The organism is Neisseria subflava (assembly GCF_024205745.1).
Lineage (GTDB): Bacteria > Pseudomonadota > Gammaproteobacteria > Burkholderiales > Neisseriaceae > Neisseria > Neisseria flavescens_B.
The window spans coordinates 1,692,694-1,710,966 of the sequence record NZ_CP073117.1; the positions used below are offsets into that span (position 1 = coordinate 1,692,694).

Genomic DNA, 18,273 nt, shown 5'->3' on the forward strand with positions numbered 1-18,273 from the left:
TGCTGAGGCCGTCTGAAGCATCATTGCGTTACTTCGTCGGAGGACTCTTCCTTATAGATGATTTCTTCCGATTTTGGCTTTTCTTTGCTCTTTTTCTTCTCTTTTTCTTTATCCTTGTTTTTTTTACTGTCGGGAATGGCGGCATCAATCACTGCCCCCGTTCCTTTGACAACCAATTTTCCGGCAGTCAGGACGGTTGTGGCGGCCAAATCGACAGCCGCACCTACAACGCAGCCGTTAAGCGTCAGGCAAAGGGCAAGTGCCGGAATCAGGCGTTTTGTGCATCTCAATGACTGCATCCGCAGTGTCCTTCGTGATGATGACCGCATCCGAGTGCTTCTTGCCAAGCATCATCATCGCCGTCAAATTCTTCAACTTCGTCAAATTCGCCGTTTTCTACCATGCTTACCAGCTCTTCCAAGCTTTCTGCGCCTTCTACCCAAAAGCAGGGAATATCGGGTGGTGTGTCGGGGGCAAGCAGGGCGGCTTGTTGGTCGTGCCAAGCAATCCAATAGCCGTTTTGAGTTTGTACGAATACGGCATCGGGATGGATGGTTTCGTTTTCGGTATTGACCAGCATTCTGGCAGCGATATCGGTTTGAAAAGGTAAGGTTTGCATGATGGTTTGAGAATGTGGGAAAAGGAAGTATTGTAACATGGTGAAAACAAACGCACCGTCTGAGTCAGGCGGTGCGTTTGTGTCTCGGCAACTTGGGTGCGGTCAGTTTAGAGTGTCAGCCGCACCGGAAATGTCATTCCGTCAAGATTATTTGTCGTCGTTAGCCAAAACGAAGCGGTAAATAGCCGCGCCAACTGCTGCGCCGGCAATAGGAGCCAACCAGAACAACCACAGTTGTTCAACAGCCCAGCCGCCTTGGAACAAGGCAACACCGGTAGAACGTGCAGGGTTAACGGAAGTATTGGTTACAGGAATACTGATCAAGTGAATCAGGGTCAGACCTAGGCCGATGGCGATAGGAGCGAAGCCGGCCGGAGCCAGTTTGTCGGTAGGACCCATGATGATGATCAGGAAGAATGCGGTCAGTACGAATTCGATCAGCAAAGCCGCCATCATGTCGTAACCGTTAGGAGAGTGCTCGCCGAAACCGTTGCTGGCAAAGCCGGAAGCAACAGCATCAAAACCGGTTTTACCGGAAGCAATCAGATACAGAACGCCAGCAGCAATCGCACCGATCACTTGGGATACGATGTAAGGCAACAAGTCTTTACCGTTGAAACGGCCGCCGATGAAAAGGCCGACGGAAACGGCAGGGTTGAAGTGGCCGCCGGAAATGTGGCCGACAGCGTAAGCCATGGTCAGTACGGTCAAACCGAATGCTAAAGCGACACCGGTAAAGCCAATGCCAAGTTCTGGGTAAGCTGCTGCCAAAACCGCGCTGCCGCAGCCGCCGAATACCAGCCAGAAAGTGCCGAAAAATTCTGCAAAATATTTTTTCATTTGTTTTTCCTCGTAAAGGGTGGGGTGTTGCCGAAGGCATGAATCATAATAATATTGTTTCTAATCGAAAAATGGATTTATCTGTTTTTTCCGGTCTTGACAAAAGGCCGTCTGAAAATGGCGACAAATGAATAGGGATATATCTGGCAGGTCGAGTTTTGTTATTGAGGCTGGGTTTATTTAATAGCGAGGCAAATGCCGTTAATGCAAAAGCATTTGATTTTGTAGGTAATATTATTTACAGATTATTAATTTGATCAAAATCTCTGAACCCATTATCTGATTTAAAAAGGCCGTCTGAAAGTTTTCAGACGGCCTTGATTTAAGCGAGGATAAATTAATCCAGATGGTCGCTGCTTTGCGCCAAGATGGTGCGGTTGCCGTTGTTTTCCGCCGGGGAAACAATACCGTCGGCTTCCATTTGGTCAATCAGGCGGGCGGCGCGGTTGTAGCCGATGCGCAGTTGGCGTTGGATATTGGAAATGCTGGCCTTACGCGATTTTAAGACAACGGAAACGGCTTCGTCATACATAGGGTCGAGGTCGCTGTCGTTGCTACGGCTGGTGCCGGTAAAGTCTTCAGTGGAACCGCTGCTCAAAATATCGTCGATATAGTCAGGTGCGCTGAATTGTTTCAAGTATTCCACGACGCGGTGTACTTCGTTGTCTGATGCGAATGCGCCGTGTACGCGTTGCGGATAGACGATGCCGGGCGGCAGGAACAGCATATCGCCTTGGCCGAGCAGATTTTCCGCACCCATTTGGTCAAGAATCGTGCGGCTGTCGATTTTACTGGACACTTGGAAAGCAATGCGTGTCGGAATATTGGCTTTAATCAGGCCGGTAATGACATCCACGCTTGGGCGTTGAGTGGCAAGAATCAAATGGATGCCGGCTGCACGGGCTTTTTGGGCAAGACGGGCAATCAGTTCTTCAATTTTCTTGCCTGCAGTCATCATCAAGTCGGCAAACTCATCTACCACGACCACGATAAATGGCAGTTTCTCCAATGGTTCAGGATTTTCAGGCGTGAGGCTGAACGGGCTGCCGATTTTTTCGCCACGCGCGGCGGCTTCGGCAATTTTTTGGTTGAAACCGGCAAGGTTGCGCACGCCCATAAAGCTCATCAGGCGGTAGCGTTTTTCCATTTCGTTGACGCACCAGTTCAGGGCGTTTGCTGCCAGCTTCATATCGGTCACGACAGGGGCAAGCAGGTGCGGAATGCCTTCGTAAATGCTCAGCTCCAGCATTTTCGGGTCAATCATAATCATGCGCACGTCTTCCGGCGTTGCTTTGAAGAGCATGGACAGAATCATGGCGTTCACGCCTACGGATTTACCCGAACCGGTTGTACCGGCAACCAGCAGATGCGGCGCTTTGGCCAAGTCAGTCACAACAGGCTGGCCGGTAATGTCTTGGCCGAGCGCGAGGGTCAGTTTGGATTTGGATTCGGTAAACGCAGGCGAATTGAAGATTTCGCTCAAGCGGATCATTTGGCGTTTCGGATTAGGCAATTCCAAGCCCATGCAGGTTTTGCCGGGGATGGTTTCCACCACGCGGATGGAAGCCACGCCAAGCGAGCGCGCCAAGTCTTTTTCAAGGTTCAAAACGGCACTGCCGCGCACGCCGACATCAGGTTCGATTTCGTAGCGCGTAATGACCGGGCCGGAATAGGAGTCCATCACTTTGACTTTGACTTTGAACTCCGCCAGTTTTTCTTCGATGGTAATGCTGTTTTCCAGCAACTGTTCTTCAGTTTGCGAGGCGCTTGGGTCAAACTGCGGCGGCAGAAGCAGAGCGGTAGTCGGCAGGTATGCCTCGGTAAGTGTTGCCGAAGTTGGAATAGCTATGCTTGGTGTATTCTCTTGAATGCTTGGTTCTACGGTTTGAACAGGCGTTTCAACGACTGTTTGTGTATATTCAGACGGCCTTGCGATTGTTTCAACAGATTCAACGGGTTCAATAGGTTCAACCGCTTGAATAGCTTCTGCTTCCGGTTGTACAGTTGCTTCCGGCTCACTATCAAACTCTGTTTCTTCGACGGCAGATTCACTGATTAAATAATCGTGGATACTGCGTTCAGGCTGATTGCTGACGTGCGCATTGACTTGTGCATCAAAAATCGGCACTTGGATTTTATGTTCAAAAGTAGGCGGCTCGGGGATATCAATCGGCGCAATCGAGGTTTGGAAAACAGGCGGCTCGGGAATATCGGTTTTAGCCATAGGGACAACCGGTACGGCAGGCGGCTCGACTACGGTTGCGTTTGGTGCGGCAGGTCGGGAGATATAAGAGGATTTTTTAACAGGCATAGCCGGTTTCGGACGGGACGGCGTTGCCGGTGCGGTAGGTTGTGGTGCAACAGCTTCCGTGGCAGCTTGTTTACGTGCCCATCTTTCGGCGGCCGCTTCGGTATGGCGAACTTGACGGCGCAGGCTGGCAGGACGGCTGATTTGTCCCAAGTTGGCCAGAATTTCGTCATTTTCGATGGTGCGCGGAGAGTAATCGCGCAAAGGGGCGACGGCCGCGGCCAGTTTGTGGCGTGCGGCGGTACGGCGGGCAAGGTTGTCGTGAATATCTTTCGCTTGGATTTCAGAAGGGAATGCCTGCATGGAAGTATAGGGGAGGATGGCTTCTTTTTCGGCAGTTCTTAAGGCCGTCTGAACGGTTTCGATATGCGGCGCATTGGCTTCTGCCACGCGGACATTATTGGCGCGCGCTAAAGCACGTTCGCGTGTGCGGCGCAAGATAGGGTCGTTGTAGTCGATGATTTCCATGCCTGTCATCGGCAGGGATGAGGCGCGCAATAATGGAGTTTCGACTTCGTCTTTGTAAATCGGCGCATTTTTTTCGGCCAGATACTCGTTCCATTCTTCAACCGCAGCTTCATGCAGGGAACGGGTGGCTTCTTCTAATGTGATTTCTTCAAAATTGCTGTTTTGCACCAAAGACGGGCTGTATTCGGGCGTTTCCATTTGTGCAAACGGCGTGATTTTGGGAATACGTTCCGGTTTGGCAGATTTGCGGGTTTTAGGCGCAATTTTGATTTCTTCTTCGGCAGCTGCGATGTGTTCCGGCTCTTCGGCAACTGGCTCTGTTGTGTGCTCTTCTTCTGTTTCGGCGCGTTGCATTTTATTGTGTTCGAGCGCGGAAAGCAGGCGGATGCGGGCGATTTTATGGTTGTCGGCAGTTCGCTTGTTCATGCTGAACAAACGTTTCAGGCTCTCCAGTTGGTCGGAAAAACCGACCGGGCTGTTTTCTTCGTTTATTTCTTGTTCGTCGCCACTGAGTCGGGCCAATTCTTGGCGCCACTTTTGCTCTTGTTTCTGGCGCCACCAGAACAAGCCGGCTATGACAGCCAGCAGAATTAAAGCCAATATTGTCCAAAGCATGCGTCCATCCCCTTAATTAAACGGCAAAGTCCGTTATTCTAACGCTTTTTTCGGGTAAACAAAACCAGCCGAAACAAGCTTTAACGGCAAAGGCAGACAGGATTGTCAAAGCTATGGCTTGAGACGCGTATAATAGGCCGTCTGAACATTTTGCGGATGAGATGATGATTTTTCAAAACGGATGGTTTCCCGTTGGTGTCGTGATGGCGGCATGGCCTGTGTTGCTGGTGATTTTTGCTTTGTGCGCAAAGCAGGCATGGGTGTCGGTATCGCAGCATCGTTCCGCATTTTTGGTGGCTGCCGTGATGTTGCCGCTGGCTTGGAGTTTGAATGCTTCCCCGGAAAGCGGACAACTGGCCGGCATGAGCTATCATCTGCTTGCTTTAAACCTGACGGCTTTAATGCTGGGCACTTCTGTTGCGTTCTGCCTTGGCGTATTGTTTTTTCTTCCATATTTGTGGCTTTGGGGCGATTGGCATATGTTCCCCATTAATGCCTTGTCTGTATTGCTTCCGCCTTTGTTGGTGAACTTGGGTTTTCGCTATTGGGTGTCGCGTTTGCCTGCCAATATCTTTATCTTTATTTTTCTGAATGGTTTTTGGGCTGCGGCTGTCGGAATGGTGTTTACCGGCGTAATTTTGGTCGGTTTGTTGGACTGGGTGGATGTGTTTGATACATCGGTATTGTGGAAAACTGCCTTTCCTGTTTTCTTCTTAATCGCTTGGGCAGAGGCATTTTTGAGCGGTATTTCAACAGCCATTTTTATCGCGCTCAAGCCGCAATGGATTTGTACTTTCGATGACGACAGGTATTTGAAATCCGCGCCTAAGATTTGGCAATAAGATATGAAGGTATCCTTGCTTGGTCTTCAGACGGCCTAAATGTCCGAATGACCTGTTTTTGAATTGAATTTTTAACTTGTTATGTTTGCTTATATTTTTCCTATTGTTTGCGGTGCTGCTGTCGGAGCTGTATTGCGTTGGTTGTTTGGCTTGGTGCTGGTGTCTTCTGCGCCTTTTTCTATCGGTACATTGGCGGCAAACTGGCTGGGCGCGCTGCTGATTGGTGTGTTGGCGGAACTCTTAACCGATCCGCAATGGCGTTTGCTTTGGATTACCGGCTTTCTCGGCAGCTTGACCACATTTTCAAGTTTTTCAGTGGAGATGGTGGGTTTGATGCAGGCGCAACGTTGGGGCATGGCTGCGATGGCAAGCTGTCTGCATGTTTTTGGTTCGTTTGGTTTGACGGCGCTGGGGATTAAATTGGCGCAGATTTGGAAGTAAACAAAAACAACAGGGTGCAAAATAGCACCCTGTTATTTTTTATAGGCATTTAATCAATGCCAATAGGTAAACAGACAGTTTCTTGACAATAGGTTTTGCCGGATTCACTTAAGTGTGCCGGTTTGTAGGCGGCAAAGGTGTAGGTCAGGTCTGCGCGGAATGTGTCGGGATCGGCTTCGGCGGTGTCGCAGTTGAGGCCGGTGGGAATATCGAGGGCGACTTTCAGGCCGTCTGAATGATTGAGTTGGCGGCAGAGGACGGCGATTTCTGCTGGAAGCGCGCCGCTGAAGCCTGTGCCGAATATGCCTTCGATAATGAAGTCGTAGCCGTTTTTCAGACGGCCTTCCAGCTCTTGCTTGGTAATAAATTCAATATGGGGCAAACCGTTAAGGCGTTCGCGATTGGTTTGAGCCAAGGGGGAGAGGTTTTCACCGAGTGAAAACAGAATATCGATATGCCAACCTTGCGCCTGCATATATCTTGCCATGACTAGGCCGTCGCCGCCGTTGTTGCCTTTGCCACAAACGATCAGGGTGCGTCCGGCTTGAGGATGGCGCCGCATCAGGTCTTGCGCGGCAGAGCTGCCGGCGTTTTCCATCAGTTGGTCGAAGCTTGTGCCTTTATCGACGGCTGCTTGCTCGCGTTCACGCATTTGGGCGGCGGTATAGACTTTCATGATCGGCTCTCTTTGCAGGAAGTTATTTGTCGGTGGTATTCATCAGGCGCAAGGCTTTCAGACGGCCTATTTCTTTTTGATATTCGACCAGTCCGATAAATGCGCCGTCTCGGCTGTACACACGGATGGGCTGCTCGGCGGAAATGTCTTCGGTAAACTGGGGGCGCTGGCCGTGTTTGAGCATGGTAACGGCGTAGTCGTTTAACTCCAGTTTGGGGAAATGTTGCACCAAGACATCGCAAGGCAACAACAGGGCATCGCGTTCGGCTTCGTCCAATTCGGCCAAGGCTTCAAGCGTGTGGCTTTGGGCAATGGTAAATCCGGCGGTTTCGGTACGGCGCAGGGTGGTCAGGTGGGCGAATGTGCCGATGTGTTTGGCGATGTCTTCGCTGAGGGTGCGGATGTAAGTGCCCTTGCTGCAACGTACGTCTATCACAGCTTTGGGTGCATCAAACTCAGTGATATCAATGGAGTAAATCGTAATATCGCGCGCTTTGCGTTCGATAACGATGCCTTTGCGTGCGTATTCGTACAGCGGTTTGCCTTCGTGCTTGAGGGCGGAGAACATCGGCGGCACTTGGCGGATATCGCCTGTTAACGCTTGGCAGGCCGTCTGAAATTCGGACAATGAAATATCGGCGCGTGCGGTGGCAACGATTTCACCTTCTGCATCGCCCGTACTGCTGGCTTCGCCCAGTTTCAGCGTGGCCGTATAGGCTTTGTCGGCATCAATCAGATATTGGGCGAACTTGGTCGCTTCGCCGAAGCAAACAGGCAAAAGCCCTGTGGCCAAAGGATCGAGTACGCCGGTATGCCCGGCTTTTTCGGCACGGAACAAGCGTCGCGCTTTTTGCAGGGCTGTGTTGCTGGAAAGGCCTTCGGGTTTGTCGAGGAGAAGAACGCCGTTGACAGGGCGTTTGGTGGGTTTATTGGTCATATTAATTAGGGAATATTAATGTTCAGGCCGTCTGAAAGGGTTCAGACGGCCTGCGTGTTTTAATCAATCAGTCTTCAACCGGTTTTTCCGCCGCCACTTGGTCGATCAGGCTAGAAATGCTCATGCCGCGTTCGAGTGATTCGTCGTATTTGAAGTGTAGTTCGGGCGTTTTGAAGAGTTTGATGCGTTTGGCCAATTCGCTGCGCAAATGGCCTTTGGCGTGTTCCAAAGCTTCTTCGGTAATGTCGCGTGTGCTGTCGTCGAGGACAGTGTAGAACACGGTGGCGTGGCTGTAGTCGCGGGTGACTTCTACTTCGTTAATGGTGATGAAGCCTGCGCGCGGGTCTTTCAGGCCGGTGCGGACGAGTTCGGCAAGTTCGCGCATGATTTGTTCTTTGACACGGTCTTGGCGGGCGTAGCCGCGTTGGGGTTTTCTCATGGTTTTCCTTGATGTATGGCAGGCTGTCGTTTTCAGACGGCCTGCGGTTTGGATTTTGAAAAGCTACCTATTATAACGGAGCACGGTTTATTGTGCTTGAACCGAGAAAGGCATATCGATTTTTTGCCATTGCGCGCTTTCGTAGTCCAGCGCATCGGCGATGAGGGGGTGTTGCTCCAGCCATTGTGCGCTGATGCGCAGGATAAAGCTGTGGTTGTTTTCATCGACGCGAAGCTGGGTTTGCGGCGGCAAATCAAGCGGCAGGCGCGAGCGGCAGAAGAGGGCGGCCAGGCGCAGGGACAACACAGCACACCACATGATTTCGTTGCTGCCGATAATGTCCGCCATTTTCTTAAGGTCGCCGCGATGGCCGATAACCAGCTGCGCCAAAATGGTTTGCTCTTTGCGTGAGAAACCCGGCATATCGGCGTTTTCGAGAATGTAGGCGGAGTGTTTGTGATAACCGGTATGGGCAATATCCAAACCGATTTCATGCAGACGGCCTGCGCGGCTGAGGTATTGGTTCCACAGGGCAAGCTCTTGAACGGTTACGTTTTTGGCGTGGCACAGGCTGTTCATAAAGGCTTGCGCGGTATCGGCAACCCGTTTGGCTTGGTTGAGGCTGACGTGGTAGCGTTTTTGGAATTCGGCCGTTGTCTGTTCGCGCATGTCGACATTGAGGCTGCGGCCGATTAAGTCGTAGAACACGCCGTCGCGGAGGGCGGCTTCGGTAACGGTCATTTTGGTTAGCGAGAGTTCTTCAAAAGCGGCCATCATCACGGCCAATCCGCCCGCAAAAACTTCGATGCGTTCGGGTTTGAGGTTTTCAAATTTGGCTTTTTTAACCGAACCGGCTTCGATAATCCTATCGGCAAGATAACGCATACCTTGGGCGGTAATGTCGGCTTCTTGCGGCAATTCGGCCGCCAAAACGTCGCGTATGGATTTTGCCGAACCGGACGTACCGATGGCGAAATCCCAACCGGTACGCTTCATCAGTTTGCTGATGCGCTGGATTTCGATACGCGCGGCGGAAACGGCGGCTTGGAAATCTTTGGCGGTCACTTTGTTTTGGAAGAAGCGCATGCTGTACGTTACGCAGCCCAAAGGCAGGCTTTCTGTGATCAGCGGTTGCAAATCCGAGCCGATGACGAATTCGGTCGAGCCGCCGCCAATGTCGATAACCAGCATTTTGTCGCCTTTGGGCGGCAGGGTATGCACTACGCCGGTGTAAATCAGACGCGCTTCTTCACGGCCGGCAATGACTTCGATGGGAAAACCCAGCGCCGCTTCGGCACGGGGCAGGAATTGGGCGATGTTTTTGGCGACGCGGAAAGTGTTGGTGGCCACCACGCGCACGTTTTCAGGCTGGAATCCGCGCAGGCGTTCGCCAAATTTCGCCAAACATTCCAAGGCTTGTTCTTGAGAGGCTTCGCTCAGGTTCTTTTGTTCGTCCAAGCCGGCGGCAAAGCGAACCATTTGTTTGAACGAGTCGATGACTTTCAGCTGGCCGTTGTTGTTTTCACAAATTTGCAGGCGGAAACTGTTGGAACCCAAGTCGACGGAGGCTAAAACGTTGGCGGGAGTGGTGGTCATAAAAAATACCGTTGATTAGAAAAACCTAAATGTTACTTGAGGCGGTATCACTTGACAATAAAAGCTATACAGCTCTTTGATTCTGCTCATAGATGTATTTTATAATGCCGATTTTAAGCCAATATATCAAAGGCCGTCTGAACTTTTCAGACGGCCTAAAAAGAGAAAACACATGAAATCGGAAAACCAAGATTCCTTATTTTTATCGCGCCGCCGCCTGTTGCAAGTCGGCGGAGCCATGCTTTTGACACCTGCGACCGCATGGGCGGGGGCGCAACGTGAAGAAACGCTGGCCGATGATGTGGCTTCCGTAATGCGCAGTTCGATTAATAGCGCCAGCCCAGCGCGGCTGGTGTTTGCCGATTTGAGGGAAGGGGAACGTTGGTTGGCAGCGATGTCTTCCCGATTGGCACGCTTTATTCCCGATGAGGGCGAGCGTCGCCGCCTGTTGGTTAATATTCAATACGAAAGCAGTCGTGCCGGCCTCAACACTCAAGTGATTTTGGGTTTGATTGAAGTGGAAAGCGCGTTTCGCCAATATGCGATTAGCGGCGTGGGCGCGCGCGGTTTGATGCAGGTGATGCCGTTTTGGAAAAGTTATATCGGTAATCCGTCGCACAACCTTTTCGACATCCGCACCAATTTGCGCTATGGCTGCACCATTCTGCGCCATTACAATAATATCGAAAAAGGCAATATTGTCCGCGCTTTGGCAAGGTTTAACGGCAGTTTGGGCAGTAATAAATATCCGAACGCCGTGTTAGGTGCGTGGCGAAATAGATGGCAGTGGGGTTGATTCGGGATAAATGGGATAGGGTAGATCTTGCGTGACGTTGGTTTCTGTTGAAACTGTTTTATATCGATAAAACAGGTTTGCGATAAATGGCTTGCGATTTGACCCCATGCAATTCCTTTGAATCCTGTATAATCAGAGAATCTGTTAATTCACACTTTCAGACGGCCTTTCGCAAACTTAAGGCCGTCTGAAACATTATTTATGGCAAGAGATAACCGCATTCAAATGTTTCCGCACGAGTGGCGTGCCAGTACCACACTTTCCGGCGTTTACGCACTGCGTATGTTGGGGATGTTTTTGGTGTTGCCTGTTTTGGCGATGTATGCCGCTTCGTTGCCCGGCGCAGAAAACAATAAAGCGCTGGTCGGTATGGCGATGGGTATTTACGGGCTGACACAGGCTTTGCTGCAGCTGCCTTTGGGCATGGCTTCCGACAAGTTCGGCCGTAAAAAAGTGATTTATGCCGGCTTGATTGTGTTTGCGGCGGGTAGTTTTTTGGCCGCAGTTGCCGACAGCCTACAGATGTTGGTTGCCGCGCGTGCCATTCAAGGCGCGGGTGCCGTCAGTGCGGCGGTAACGGCTTTGCTGGCGGATTTGACCCGTAATGAAGTGCGGACGCGTGCGATGGCGATGATCGGCCTGAGTATCGGCTTGACCTTTTCCGTCAGCCTAGTGCTTGCACCGATGATTGCCAGCTTTATCGGCGTATCCGGCCTGTTTGCGTTGACCGGTATTCTGACTGTAATCAGTATCGGTGTGGTTGCCTGGATGACGCCTGATCCGGAAGTGTCAAAAATGCACGAAGACACGCAGGCGCAGCCTTCGCGTATGGGCGAAGTATTGAAAAACCGCCAACTGCTCAATCTCGATTTCGGTATTTTTGCCTTGCATGCGGCGCAAATGGCTTTATTTACCGCATTGCCGTTTGCCATGACGCAGTTGGGTTTGGAAAAAATCCATCACTGGCAAGTCTATCTGCCGTCAACCATTACTGGCCTGATTATTATGGTGCCGCTGATTATTGTCGGCGAAACGCGCAACAAACTCAAACAAGTGTTTATCCTGGGTATCGTCTGCATTGCTGCGGCGCAAATAGGTTTGCTGTTTGGAATGCACTCGGTATGGTTGATTACCGCTTATCTGATTGTTTACTTTATTGGTTTCAATGTATTGGAAGCCAGCCTGCCGTCTATGGTGTCGAAAATCGCTCCGTCCGATTTGAAAGGCACCGCGATGGGCGTGTATAACACCATGCAGTCGGTCGGCTTGTTTGTCGGCGGCGCAACCGGTGGTTTATTGTTCCAAAAATACGGTTTTGTAGGCGTATTTGCCTTTTGTAGCGTATTAATGTTGCTGTGGCTGGTATTGGCAGTCATTTCTCCGGCACCGAAACCTGTCAAAAACCTCAGCTATCCGCTTAACGCCGAATGGCAACAAAATCCGGATTTGCTCTACCAAAAATTGACCGAAATTGAAGGCGTTGAAAGCATCAGCTTTAGCGCAGACAAGCAAACCATTTATATCAAGGCCTTGCAAAAAGGATTCGACCAAGAGGCCGCCGAAAAAATTATCACAGGAGTGTAAAATGTCATTGAATAAAGTTATCCTCATCGGCCGCCTCGGCCGCGACCCGGAAGTCCGTTATATGCCCAACGGCGAGGCCGTCTGTAACTTCAGCGTTGCCACCAGTGAAACGTGGAACGACCGCAACGGTCAGCGCGTAGAACGTACTGAATGGCACAACATCACCATGTACCGCAAACTCGCCGAAATCGCCGGTCAATACCTGCGTAAAGGCAGCCAAGTGTACCTGGAAGGCCGTATCCAAAGCCGCAAATACCAAGGCAAAGACGGCATCGAGCGCACCGCTTACGACATCATTGCCAATGAGATGAAAATGCTCGGCAGCCGTAACGACAACAGCGGCGGCGCACCATACGATGACGGCTACAACCAAGGCGGCCATTCAAGCCAAGGCAGTTACCAACAAGCGCCACAACAGCAATACCAATCTGCTCCGGCTCAAGAACCTCCAGCCGCCCCAGCCCGTCGTCCTGCCCCGGCACAACCGACCGCTCCGGTTGATGATATTGACGACGATATTCCGTTTTAATCATTGAACAAATACAAAAGGCCGTCTGAAAAATATACTTTCAGACGGCCTTTAAAATGATTTAAAAGAGAATCCTACATTTGTACCGAGCCGCTGACGGTTAGGCTGATTTCTTCTGAACCTGGAGAGGCTGGTACGCCATCTTCTATTCCTGCAGCCATTTCTGCGACGGGGGCTGCCCGTAACATTTTGGCACGTGCGAAATCGCCGCCGACTTGGCGGTTGCCGATGTGACCCAGGTTGAGTTTAACGATTTTGTAGCTGGAGAAGCCGAGTGTTTGGGCGAGGTTTTGGGCGCGGTCTTTGAAGCGCAGGATGACGGCCTTGCTCAGTTGGTCGACGGTTTCTTCGCGTTTTTCTTTGGATACGGAAAATGAGGAGCTTTCCAAAACGGCGATATTGATGCTGTCGGTAATCAGGCGGTTGAGTGCTTCAAAGTCTTTGCTTTCTACTTTGAAGTAGGCGTGTTCTTCCCAACCGGTTTGGGTGCGTTTGCCGTTGGTGTATTGATAGCGCGGGGATGCGTTGCGCTCCATCAGTTCGGCTTTAAATTTACTGTTTTGGGAGATTTTGTTGAACTGGTTAAATTTCTTCATGAAGGCTTGGTTGACGGCTTGACGGTCTTTGCCTTCTGCGTTGATGCTGAAATGCGCGGTCATGGTATCTCGTGGCACTTCCATGTTGGCGGATTCGGAAAATTCAACGATGTTGTAGTTGAGGTTTTCTGCTGCTACGGGCAGGGAGGCAGCTAGGAGTAGGGCGGTAAGGGCTGGGCGGAGCATTTTGGTTTTCCTTGTAATGCGGATTTTAAAAAAGTAATTTAGCATGAAATATGGAAACGTTGGCTTTGGCAAGCGTAATGATTTGTACGGAGTGAGGCCGTCTGAAAAGAAGTTACTTTGTATTCATCAAGCCAACTTCATGGGGATTGAGGCGGGCTTTTTCTTCTTGGCCTAGGCCGACCAATTTCCGCAAGCGGGTCATGTAGGCGTTGACATCAAGACCACGTCCGTAGCGTTGTGCTTCCCAGATGGTTTCTGCCAAGGCTTCCATCATATCGTGTTCGGCTTTGACCCAGTCGCCGTTGTAACGGGCGCAAAGTTGTTGGTGGATGGCACGGATGCCCGGGGGCTGGTCGATGGCGCTTTGCTCTTGGAGGGAAAGGTGTAGCGACATGTGCAGGAATGGGTTGCTTTCGCCGTCTTCGGGCAACCATTCTTTATCTAAATATTGTTCGATGTTTTCGAGATAGTGTCCGTATTCGAGATGGGCTTCGATGATGCGCAAAGCTTTTTGTTGCAGGCCGTCCAATTGGAGCGGTGCAAGCCTGTGTTGCCAGACGTGGGCAAAGAATCGGCGGACATCGTGGGTGTTTACGTCATACATGATGGGGGGTGTGATTTGATTTTGGGATATGTGATTATATAGTGATTGCGATAAAAAAGGCCGTCTGAACAATATGTTTTCAGACGGCCTTTGTTTTGCAGGGTTTAGCGGCGGTCGATGATTCGGTAATACACTTCGCCGTCTTGAACATAGCCCAATTCGACGCGGGCAATTTCGGCAATAGCCTCTTGTCCGTGTGCCAAGTCTTCAACTTCCGCATTGAGGAAATTGTTGCGCAAAGTGAGCGTTTGGTTTTTTTCCTCCTGACGGACGAGCTGCTCCTGCAATTCTTCCGTATGCCCGACGCTGCCTTTACCAAACCAAAGGCTGTACTGACAGCACAAAAGTGCGAAGGTTAAAATAAAAGTCACCCACTTCATACAATCAATATCCTATATTCTGCTTATTTGCCCAATTGGTAGAATGCGGCTTTGCCAGGGTAGTAAGCGGCTTCGGCCAATTCTTCTTCAATGCGCAACAATTGGTTGTATTTCGCCATGCGGTCAGAACGGGACAGGGAGCCGGTTTTGATTTGCATACAGTTGGTGGCGACTGCCAAGTCGGCAATGGTGCTGTCTTCGGTTTCGCCGGAACGGTGGCTCATTACGCTGGCGTAACGGCTGCGTTTGGCCAAGTCAACGGCTTTCAGGGTTTCGCTCAAAGTACCGATTTGGTTTACTTTAACCAGCAATGCGTTTGCCACGCCTTTTTCGATGCCCTCAGCCAAGATTTTTGGATTGGTTACGAACAAGTCGTCGCCGACCAATTGAACTTTGCCGCCCAATTTTTCGGTCAGCAGTTTCCAGCCTTCCCAGTCGTTTTCATCCATGCCGTCTTCGATGGAAATGATTGGAAATTCGTTAACCAGGCCTTCCAAGTATTCGGCAAATTCTGCGCTGGTGTAAGAGCGGCCTTCGGCTTCCAAGTGGTATTTGCCGTCTTTGTAGAACTCGCTGGATGCGCAGTCCAGGGCGAACAATACGTCTTCGCCTGCTTTGTAGCCTGCGGCTTCGGTTGCTTCGACGATCAGTTGCAACGCTTCTTTGTGGCTGTTCAGGTTAGGTGCGAAACCGCCTTCGTCGCCAACGGTGGTTGGGAAGCCTTTGCTGTCACACAGTTTTTTCAGTGCGTGGAAAATTTCGGCACCGCAACGCAGGGCTTCGCGGAAAGATTTTGCGCCGACAGGCATAATCATGAATTCTTGGATGTTCAGGCTGTTGTTGGCATGTTCGCCGCCGTTGATAACGTTCATCATCGGAACAGGCAGAGCCATTGGGCCTGCGCCGCCCAAGTAACGGTACAGAGGCAGACCTGCATCTTCAGCGGCTGCGCGTGCTACGGCCATGGAAACAGCCAAAGTGGCGTTGGCACCCAAGTTGCCTTTGTTTTCAGTACCGTCCAATTCGATCATGATTTGGTCGATATAAGATTGTTCGTTGGCATCGATACCGATGAGGGCTTGCGCGATTTGGTTGTTGACGTGGTCAACGGCTTTCAATACGCCTTTGCCCAAGTAACGGGATTTGTCGCCGTCACGCAGTTCCAAAGCTTCTTTTTGGCCGGTTGATGCGCCGCTTGGTACGGCTGCACGGCCCATGACGCCGGATTCCAACAATACGTCACACTCTACGGTAGGGTTGCCGCGAGAGTCCAAAATTTCGCGTGCAAAAATATCAACGATTGCGCTCATGAATATCTCCAAATAGGATGGTAAAAGAAAAGTAGCTTTGTTACGCTTCAGACGGCCTTGAGGATGATTGCCGAAGTCTGATGAATGCAGCCATTATACCGTCTTTGCCGGGCATGGCATCGGAGTCGGTATGAAACCGACTGTAAGTTTGTTTCACGTCAATATCGCTCAAACAAACATAAGCCGTATAGTGTAACATTTTTTACCCTTTTTAGGGTGAAAAGCTGATTAAATAAGGCATAAGGCCGTCTGAAAAACGGATTAGCCTTCGCCCAAAATCATCGAGCCTACGCCGTCATCGGTCAGCACTTCCAAGAGCAGGGCGTTGGGAACACGGCCGTCTATGATATGCGTGGCTTTGACGCCGCTTTTGGCGGCTTCGACGGCAGAGGCAATTTTAGGCAACATACCACCGTACAGCGTGCCGTCTTCAATCAGTTCGTCAATGCGGCTTGGCGTCAGGGTGGTCAATAATTTGCCTTCTTTATCCAGTACGCCGGGGATATTGGTCATCATCAGCAGTTTTTCGGCCTGAAGTTTTTCCGCCAGTTTGCCGGCAACCAAGTCGGCATTGATGTTGAACGCTTCGCCGTTTTGACCTACGCCAATGGGTGCGATGACCGGAATGCAGCCGCGTTCGACCAAGCCTTCCACCAAACGGGTATCGATGTCGGCCACGGTGCCGACTTGGCCGATGTCCACGCCTTTTTGTTCGGGCGTGTCGATCAGGAGTTTTTCCGCTTTGATGAAGTGGTTGTCCCGGCCGGTAATACCGACGGCGCGACCGCCGAAGGTGGTAATCATGGAAACGATTTCTTTATTGACGTGTCCGCCCAAAACCATTTCTACGATGTCCATGGTTTCGCTGTCGGTCACGCGCATGCCTTGAACAAATTCTCCTTTTTTGCCGACTTTTTCCAACATTTCATTGATTTGCGGGCCGCCGCCGTGAACGATGACGGGATGCAGGCCGATTAGTTTGAGCAGGACGACATCGCGTGCGAAACCCTCTTTTAAAGCAGGTTCGGTCATGGCGTTGCCGCCGTATTTGATGACGATGATGGAGCCGGAAAAACGGCGGATATAAGGTAAAGATTCGGCAAGGACGCGCGCCTTGATAGCAGGGGAGACAGATTGTTGCTGGGTCATGGTTTCTACCTTGTTTCATGATTTCGGCTTTTATCTTAATCCCAAAGGCCGTCTGAAACAATATTTCCAAGCGCTTGAAATCCTGTTAAATCAGTTAAATGGTTGAAACCAGCCTCATGCAAACGGTAAAATGACGGTTTGCTTCGGCCTCTTCGCCGATTACTAAGGATACCCATGATGAAAATCAGCACCCAATTCGATGCCGGTTCGGTCGTTGTCAAAGACTTGAGCAACCCTACCGATATCCGCCTCGCCCTGCGTCCCGACAATGCTTCGGAGTTTGCCCAATGGTTTTACTTCCGTTTGCAGGGTGCGGCCTATCAAAACTGCGTGATGCATTTTGAAAATGCGGCGGACGCTGCGTATCCTTTGGGCTGGGAGGACTATCAGGCTTGCGCCTCTTACGACCGCCAAAATTGGTTCCGCGTGCCGACCAGCTACGAAAACGGCGTGTTGACCATCAACCATACGCCTTTGTCCAACAGCGTTTACTACGCTTATTTCGAGCCTTATTCCCACGAGCAGCATTTGAACCTTTTGGGCGATGCGCAGGGCAGCGGTTTGTGCCGCATCGACGACTTGGGCAGTACCGTTCAGGGCCGCGATATCAATCTTCTGACCATCGGCAACCAAGTCGAAAGCGATATGAAAGTCTGGATTATCGCCCGTCAACATCCGGGTGAAACCATGGCGGAATGGTTTGTCGAAGGTTTGCTGGGCCGCCTGCTTGATCCGCAAGATCCGACCGCGCGCATGCTGCTTGACCGCGCGACTTTCTACATTGTGCCGAATATGAATCCGGACGGTTCGGTTTTGGGCAATCTGCGCACCAATGCCGCCGGTGCCAACCTCAACCGCGAATGGGAAACCCCAACTTTGGAGCGAAGCCCCGAAGTCTTTACCGTCCGCGAAAAAATGATGGAAACCGGCGTAGATTTATTCTTGGATATTCACGGCGATGAAGGCCTGCCGTTTGTCTTTGTGGCCGGTACCGAAGGCGTGCCGAACTATAACGAGCGCATCGAAGCCTTAGAAGATCAATTCAAACTTGCGTTGCTCAATGCCAGCCCCGATTTCCAAGACGATTACGGCTATGACAAAGATGCGCCGGGTCAGGCAAACATGACTTTGGCGACCAACTGGGTCGGCAATCATTTCAACTGCCTTGCCTATACTTTGGAAATGCCGTTTAAAGACAATGCCAACCTGCCGGACGACGATTTCGGCTGGAACGGCCAACGTTCGCTGCGCTTGGGCGAGGCAATGTTGTCTGCGATTTTGAATGTGGTTGGCGATTTGCGTTAAACCATCCGACACCGCATACAGGCCGTCTGAAAGTTCAGGCTTTCAGACGGCCT

20 protein-coding genes are annotated in these 18,273 nt (G+C 51.0%); 6 read left to right on the forward strand and 14 right to left on the reverse strand.

The window, feature by feature from the left end:
• Positions 1–20: 20 nt before the first annotated feature.
• The 4 genes from KCG55_RS08120 to KCG55_RS08135 all read right to left on the reverse strand — a co-directional run bounded on the left by KCG55_RS08120 (position 21) and on the right by KCG55_RS08135 (position 4,850).
• Positions 21–299: an NF038104 family lipoprotein gene (locus KCG55_RS08120; RefSeq protein WP_254322701.1), complete on the reverse strand. Its 279-nt coding sequence runs from the start codon at positions 297–299 to the stop codon at positions 21–23.
• Positions 287–619 (reverse strand): hypothetical protein, encoded by a 333-nt coding sequence (locus KCG55_RS08125; RefSeq protein WP_004520787.1) that lies wholly within the window; start codon positions 617–619, stop codon positions 287–289. The genes KCG55_RS08120 and KCG55_RS08125 overlap by 13 nt, the downstream gene beginning before the upstream one ends.
• A 147-nt stretch (positions 620–766) precedes the next feature.
• Positions 767–1,459, reverse strand: coding sequence for an aquaporin Z (gene aqpZ / locus KCG55_RS08130; RefSeq protein WP_188209457.1), 693 nt, complete (start codon positions 1,457–1,459; stop codon positions 767–769).
• 337 nt (positions 1,460–1,796) lie between these two features.
• Entirely contained in the window at positions 1,797–4,850 is a 3,054-nt protein-coding gene (locus tag KCG55_RS08135) for a DNA translocase FtsK (protein WP_254322702.1), read from the reverse strand.
• 164 nt (positions 4,851–5,014) lie between these two features.
• On the opposite strand from KCG55_RS08135, the gene KCG55_RS08140 reads away from it, so the two are divergent.
• Both KCG55_RS08140 and KCG55_RS08145 read left to right on the forward strand, forming a co-directional pair.
• Positions 5,015–5,692, forward strand: a complete 678-nt coding sequence (locus tag KCG55_RS08140; protein WP_188209459.1) for an energy-coupling factor ABC transporter permease — start codon at positions 5,015–5,017, stop codon at positions 5,690–5,692.
• A gap of 81 nt (positions 5,693–5,773) precedes the next feature.
• Entirely contained in the window at positions 5,774–6,133 is a 360-nt protein-coding gene (locus KCG55_RS08145; protein WP_188209460.1) for a CrcB family protein, read from the forward strand.
• A 49-nt stretch (positions 6,134–6,182) separates the two neighbouring features.
• Here the strand turns inward: KCG55_RS08145 and KCG55_RS08150 are convergent, their stop codons facing one another.
• The 4 genes from KCG55_RS08150 to ppx form a co-directional block, all read right to left on the reverse strand.
• Positions 6,183–6,809, reverse strand: coding sequence for an NAD(P)H-hydrate epimerase (locus KCG55_RS08150; RefSeq protein ID WP_254322703.1), 627 nt, complete (start codon positions 6,807–6,809; stop codon positions 6,183–6,185).
• A 22-nt stretch (positions 6,810–6,831) separates the two neighbouring features.
• Positions 6,832–7,746: a tRNA pseudouridine(55) synthase TruB gene (truB, locus tag KCG55_RS08155; RefSeq protein WP_254322704.1), complete on the reverse strand. Its 915-nt coding sequence runs from the start codon at positions 7,744–7,746 to the stop codon at positions 6,832–6,834.
• A 67-nt stretch (positions 7,747–7,813) separates the two neighbouring features.
• Positions 7,814–8,185 carry a 30S ribosome-binding factor RbfA gene (rbfA, locus tag KCG55_RS08160; RefSeq protein ID WP_003685554.1) on the reverse strand — a complete coding sequence of 124 codons (372 nt, stop codon included), beginning with the start codon at positions 8,183–8,185 and terminating at the stop codon, positions 7,814–7,816.
• A gap of 87 nt (positions 8,186–8,272) precedes the next feature.
• Positions 8,273–9,781 (reverse strand): exopolyphosphatase, encoded by a 1,509-nt coding sequence (gene ppx / locus KCG55_RS08165; RefSeq protein WP_254322705.1) that lies wholly within the window; start codon positions 9,779–9,781, stop codon positions 8,273–8,275.
• Between the two features lie 172 nt (positions 9,782–9,953).
• On the opposite strand from ppx, the gene KCG55_RS08170 reads away from it, so the two are divergent.
• The 3 genes from KCG55_RS08170 (at position 9,954) to KCG55_RS08180 (ending at position 12,690) form a co-directional block, all read left to right on the forward strand.
• A complete protein-coding gene (locus tag KCG55_RS08170; protein WP_254322706.1) occupies positions 9,954–10,577 on the forward strand; it encodes a lytic transglycosylase domain-containing protein in 624 nt (207 codons plus the stop codon).
• A 201-nt stretch (positions 10,578–10,778) separates the two neighbouring features.
• Positions 10,779–12,161, forward strand: a complete 1,383-nt coding sequence (locus KCG55_RS08175; RefSeq protein ID WP_003685608.1) for an MFS transporter — start codon at positions 10,779–10,781, stop codon at positions 12,159–12,161.
• Between the two features lies 1 nt (position 12,162).
• Positions 12,163–12,690, forward strand: a complete 528-nt coding sequence (locus tag KCG55_RS08180) for a single-stranded DNA-binding protein (RefSeq protein WP_049328678.1) — start codon at positions 12,163–12,165, stop codon at positions 12,688–12,690.
• Between the two features lie 74 nt (positions 12,691–12,764).
• Here KCG55_RS08180 and KCG55_RS08185 read toward each other — a convergent pair whose 3' ends face one another.
• From KCG55_RS08185 to argB, 6 genes are all read right to left on the reverse strand, one after another.
• The gene (locus KCG55_RS08185) at positions 12,765–13,472 is read right to left on the reverse strand and encodes an SIMPL domain-containing protein (RefSeq protein ID WP_254322707.1); all 708 of its coding nucleotides are present in this window, start codon (positions 13,470–13,472) and stop codon (positions 12,765–12,767) included.
• A gap of 112 nt (positions 13,473–13,584) precedes the next feature.
• Positions 13,585–14,076, reverse strand: coding sequence for a DUF1841 family protein (locus KCG55_RS08190; RefSeq protein ID WP_254322708.1), 492 nt, complete (start codon positions 14,074–14,076; stop codon positions 13,585–13,587).
• A gap of 104 nt (positions 14,077–14,180) precedes the next feature.
• A complete protein-coding gene (gene ftsB / locus KCG55_RS08195; protein ID WP_254322709.1) occupies positions 14,181–14,456 on the reverse strand; it encodes a cell division protein FtsB in 276 nt (91 codons plus the stop codon).
• Between the two features lie 23 nt (positions 14,457–14,479).
• Complete coding sequence (gene eno, locus KCG55_RS08200; protein WP_254322710.1) at positions 14,480–15,766, reverse strand: phosphopyruvate hydratase; 1,287 nt, start codon at positions 15,764–15,766, stop codon at positions 14,480–14,482.
• Between the two features lie 40 nt (positions 15,767–15,806).
• On the reverse strand, positions 15,807–15,965 hold the full coding sequence (locus tag KCG55_RS08205; protein WP_254322711.1) for a hypothetical protein: 159 nt from the start codon (positions 15,963–15,965) through the stop codon (positions 15,807–15,809).
• Between the two features lie 62 nt (positions 15,966–16,027).
• On the reverse strand, positions 16,028–16,915 hold the full coding sequence (argB, locus tag KCG55_RS08210; RefSeq protein WP_049328699.1) for an acetylglutamate kinase: 888 nt from the start codon (positions 16,913–16,915) through the stop codon (positions 16,028–16,030).
• 174 nt (positions 16,916–17,089) lie between these two features.
• Between argB and KCG55_RS08215 the strand changes: the two genes are divergently transcribed.
• A complete protein-coding gene (locus KCG55_RS08215) occupies positions 17,090–18,220 on the forward strand; it encodes a M14 family metallopeptidase (RefSeq protein WP_254322712.1) in 1,131 nt (376 codons plus the stop codon).
• The last annotated feature ends 53 nt before the right edge of the window (positions 18,221–18,273 follow it).

Excerpts from the sequence above, each read along its gene's own strand:
- KCG55_RS08120 (WP_254322701.1), bottom strand. The coding sequence starts at position 299 with ATGCAGTCATTGAGATGCACAAAACGCCTGATTCCGGCACTTGCCCTT.
- KCG55_RS08125 (WP_004520787.1), bottom strand. The coding sequence starts at position 619 with ATGCAAACCTTACCTTTTCAAACCGATATCGCTGCCAGAATGCTGGTC.
- aqpZ (WP_188209457.1), bottom strand. The coding sequence starts at position 1,459 with ATGAAAAAATATTTTGCAGAATTTTTCGGCACTTTCTGGCTGGTATTC.
- KCG55_RS08135 (WP_254322702.1), bottom strand. The coding sequence starts at position 4,850 with ATGCTTTGGACAATATTGGCTTTAATTCTGCTGGCTGTCATAGCCGGC.
- KCG55_RS08140 (WP_188209459.1), top strand. The coding sequence starts at position 5,015 with ATGATTTTTCAAAACGGATGGTTTCCCGTTGGTGTCGTGATGGCGGCA.
- KCG55_RS08145 (WP_188209460.1), top strand. The coding sequence starts at position 5,774 with ATGTTTGCTTATATTTTTCCTATTGTTTGCGGTGCTGCTGTCGGAGCT.
- KCG55_RS08150 (WP_254322703.1), bottom strand. The coding sequence starts at position 6,809 with ATGAAAGTCTATACCGCCGCCCAAATGCGTGAACGCGAGCAAGCAGCC.
- truB (WP_254322704.1), bottom strand. The coding sequence starts at position 7,746 with ATGACCAATAAACCCACCAAACGCCCTGTCAACGGCGTTCTTCTCCTC.
- rbfA (WP_003685554.1), bottom strand. The coding sequence starts at position 8,185 with ATGAGAAAACCCCAACGCGGCTACGCCCGCCAAGACCGTGTCAAAGAA.
- ppx (WP_254322705.1), bottom strand. The coding sequence starts at position 9,781 with ATGACCACCACTCCCGCCAACGTTTTAGCCTCCGTCGACTTGGGTTCC.
- KCG55_RS08170 (WP_254322706.1), top strand. The coding sequence starts at position 9,954 with ATGAAATCGGAAAACCAAGATTCCTTATTTTTATCGCGCCGCCGCCTG.
- KCG55_RS08175 (WP_003685608.1), top strand. The coding sequence starts at position 10,779 with ATGGCAAGAGATAACCGCATTCAAATGTTTCCGCACGAGTGGCGTGCC.
- KCG55_RS08180 (WP_049328678.1), top strand. The coding sequence starts at position 12,163 with ATGTCATTGAATAAAGTTATCCTCATCGGCCGCCTCGGCCGCGACCCG.
- KCG55_RS08185 (WP_254322707.1), bottom strand. The coding sequence starts at position 13,472 with ATGCTCCGCCCAGCCCTTACCGCCCTACTCCTAGCTGCCTCCCTGCCC.
- KCG55_RS08190 (WP_254322708.1), bottom strand. The coding sequence starts at position 14,076 with ATGTATGACGTAAACACCCACGATGTCCGCCGATTCTTTGCCCACGTC.
- ftsB (WP_254322709.1), bottom strand. The coding sequence starts at position 14,456 with ATGAAGTGGGTGACTTTTATTTTAACCTTCGCACTTTTGTGCTGTCAG.
- eno (WP_254322710.1), bottom strand. The coding sequence starts at position 15,766 with ATGAGCGCAATCGTTGATATTTTTGCACGCGAAATTTTGGACTCTCGC.
- KCG55_RS08205 (WP_254322711.1), bottom strand. The coding sequence starts at position 15,965 with ATGTTACACTATACGGCTTATGTTTGTTTGAGCGATATTGACGTGAAA.
- argB (WP_049328699.1), bottom strand. The coding sequence starts at position 16,915 with ATGACCCAGCAACAATCTGTCTCCCCTGCTATCAAGGCGCGCGTCCTT.
- KCG55_RS08215 (WP_254322712.1), top strand. The coding sequence starts at position 17,090 with ATGATGAAAATCAGCACCCAATTCGATGCCGGTTCGGTCGTTGTCAAA.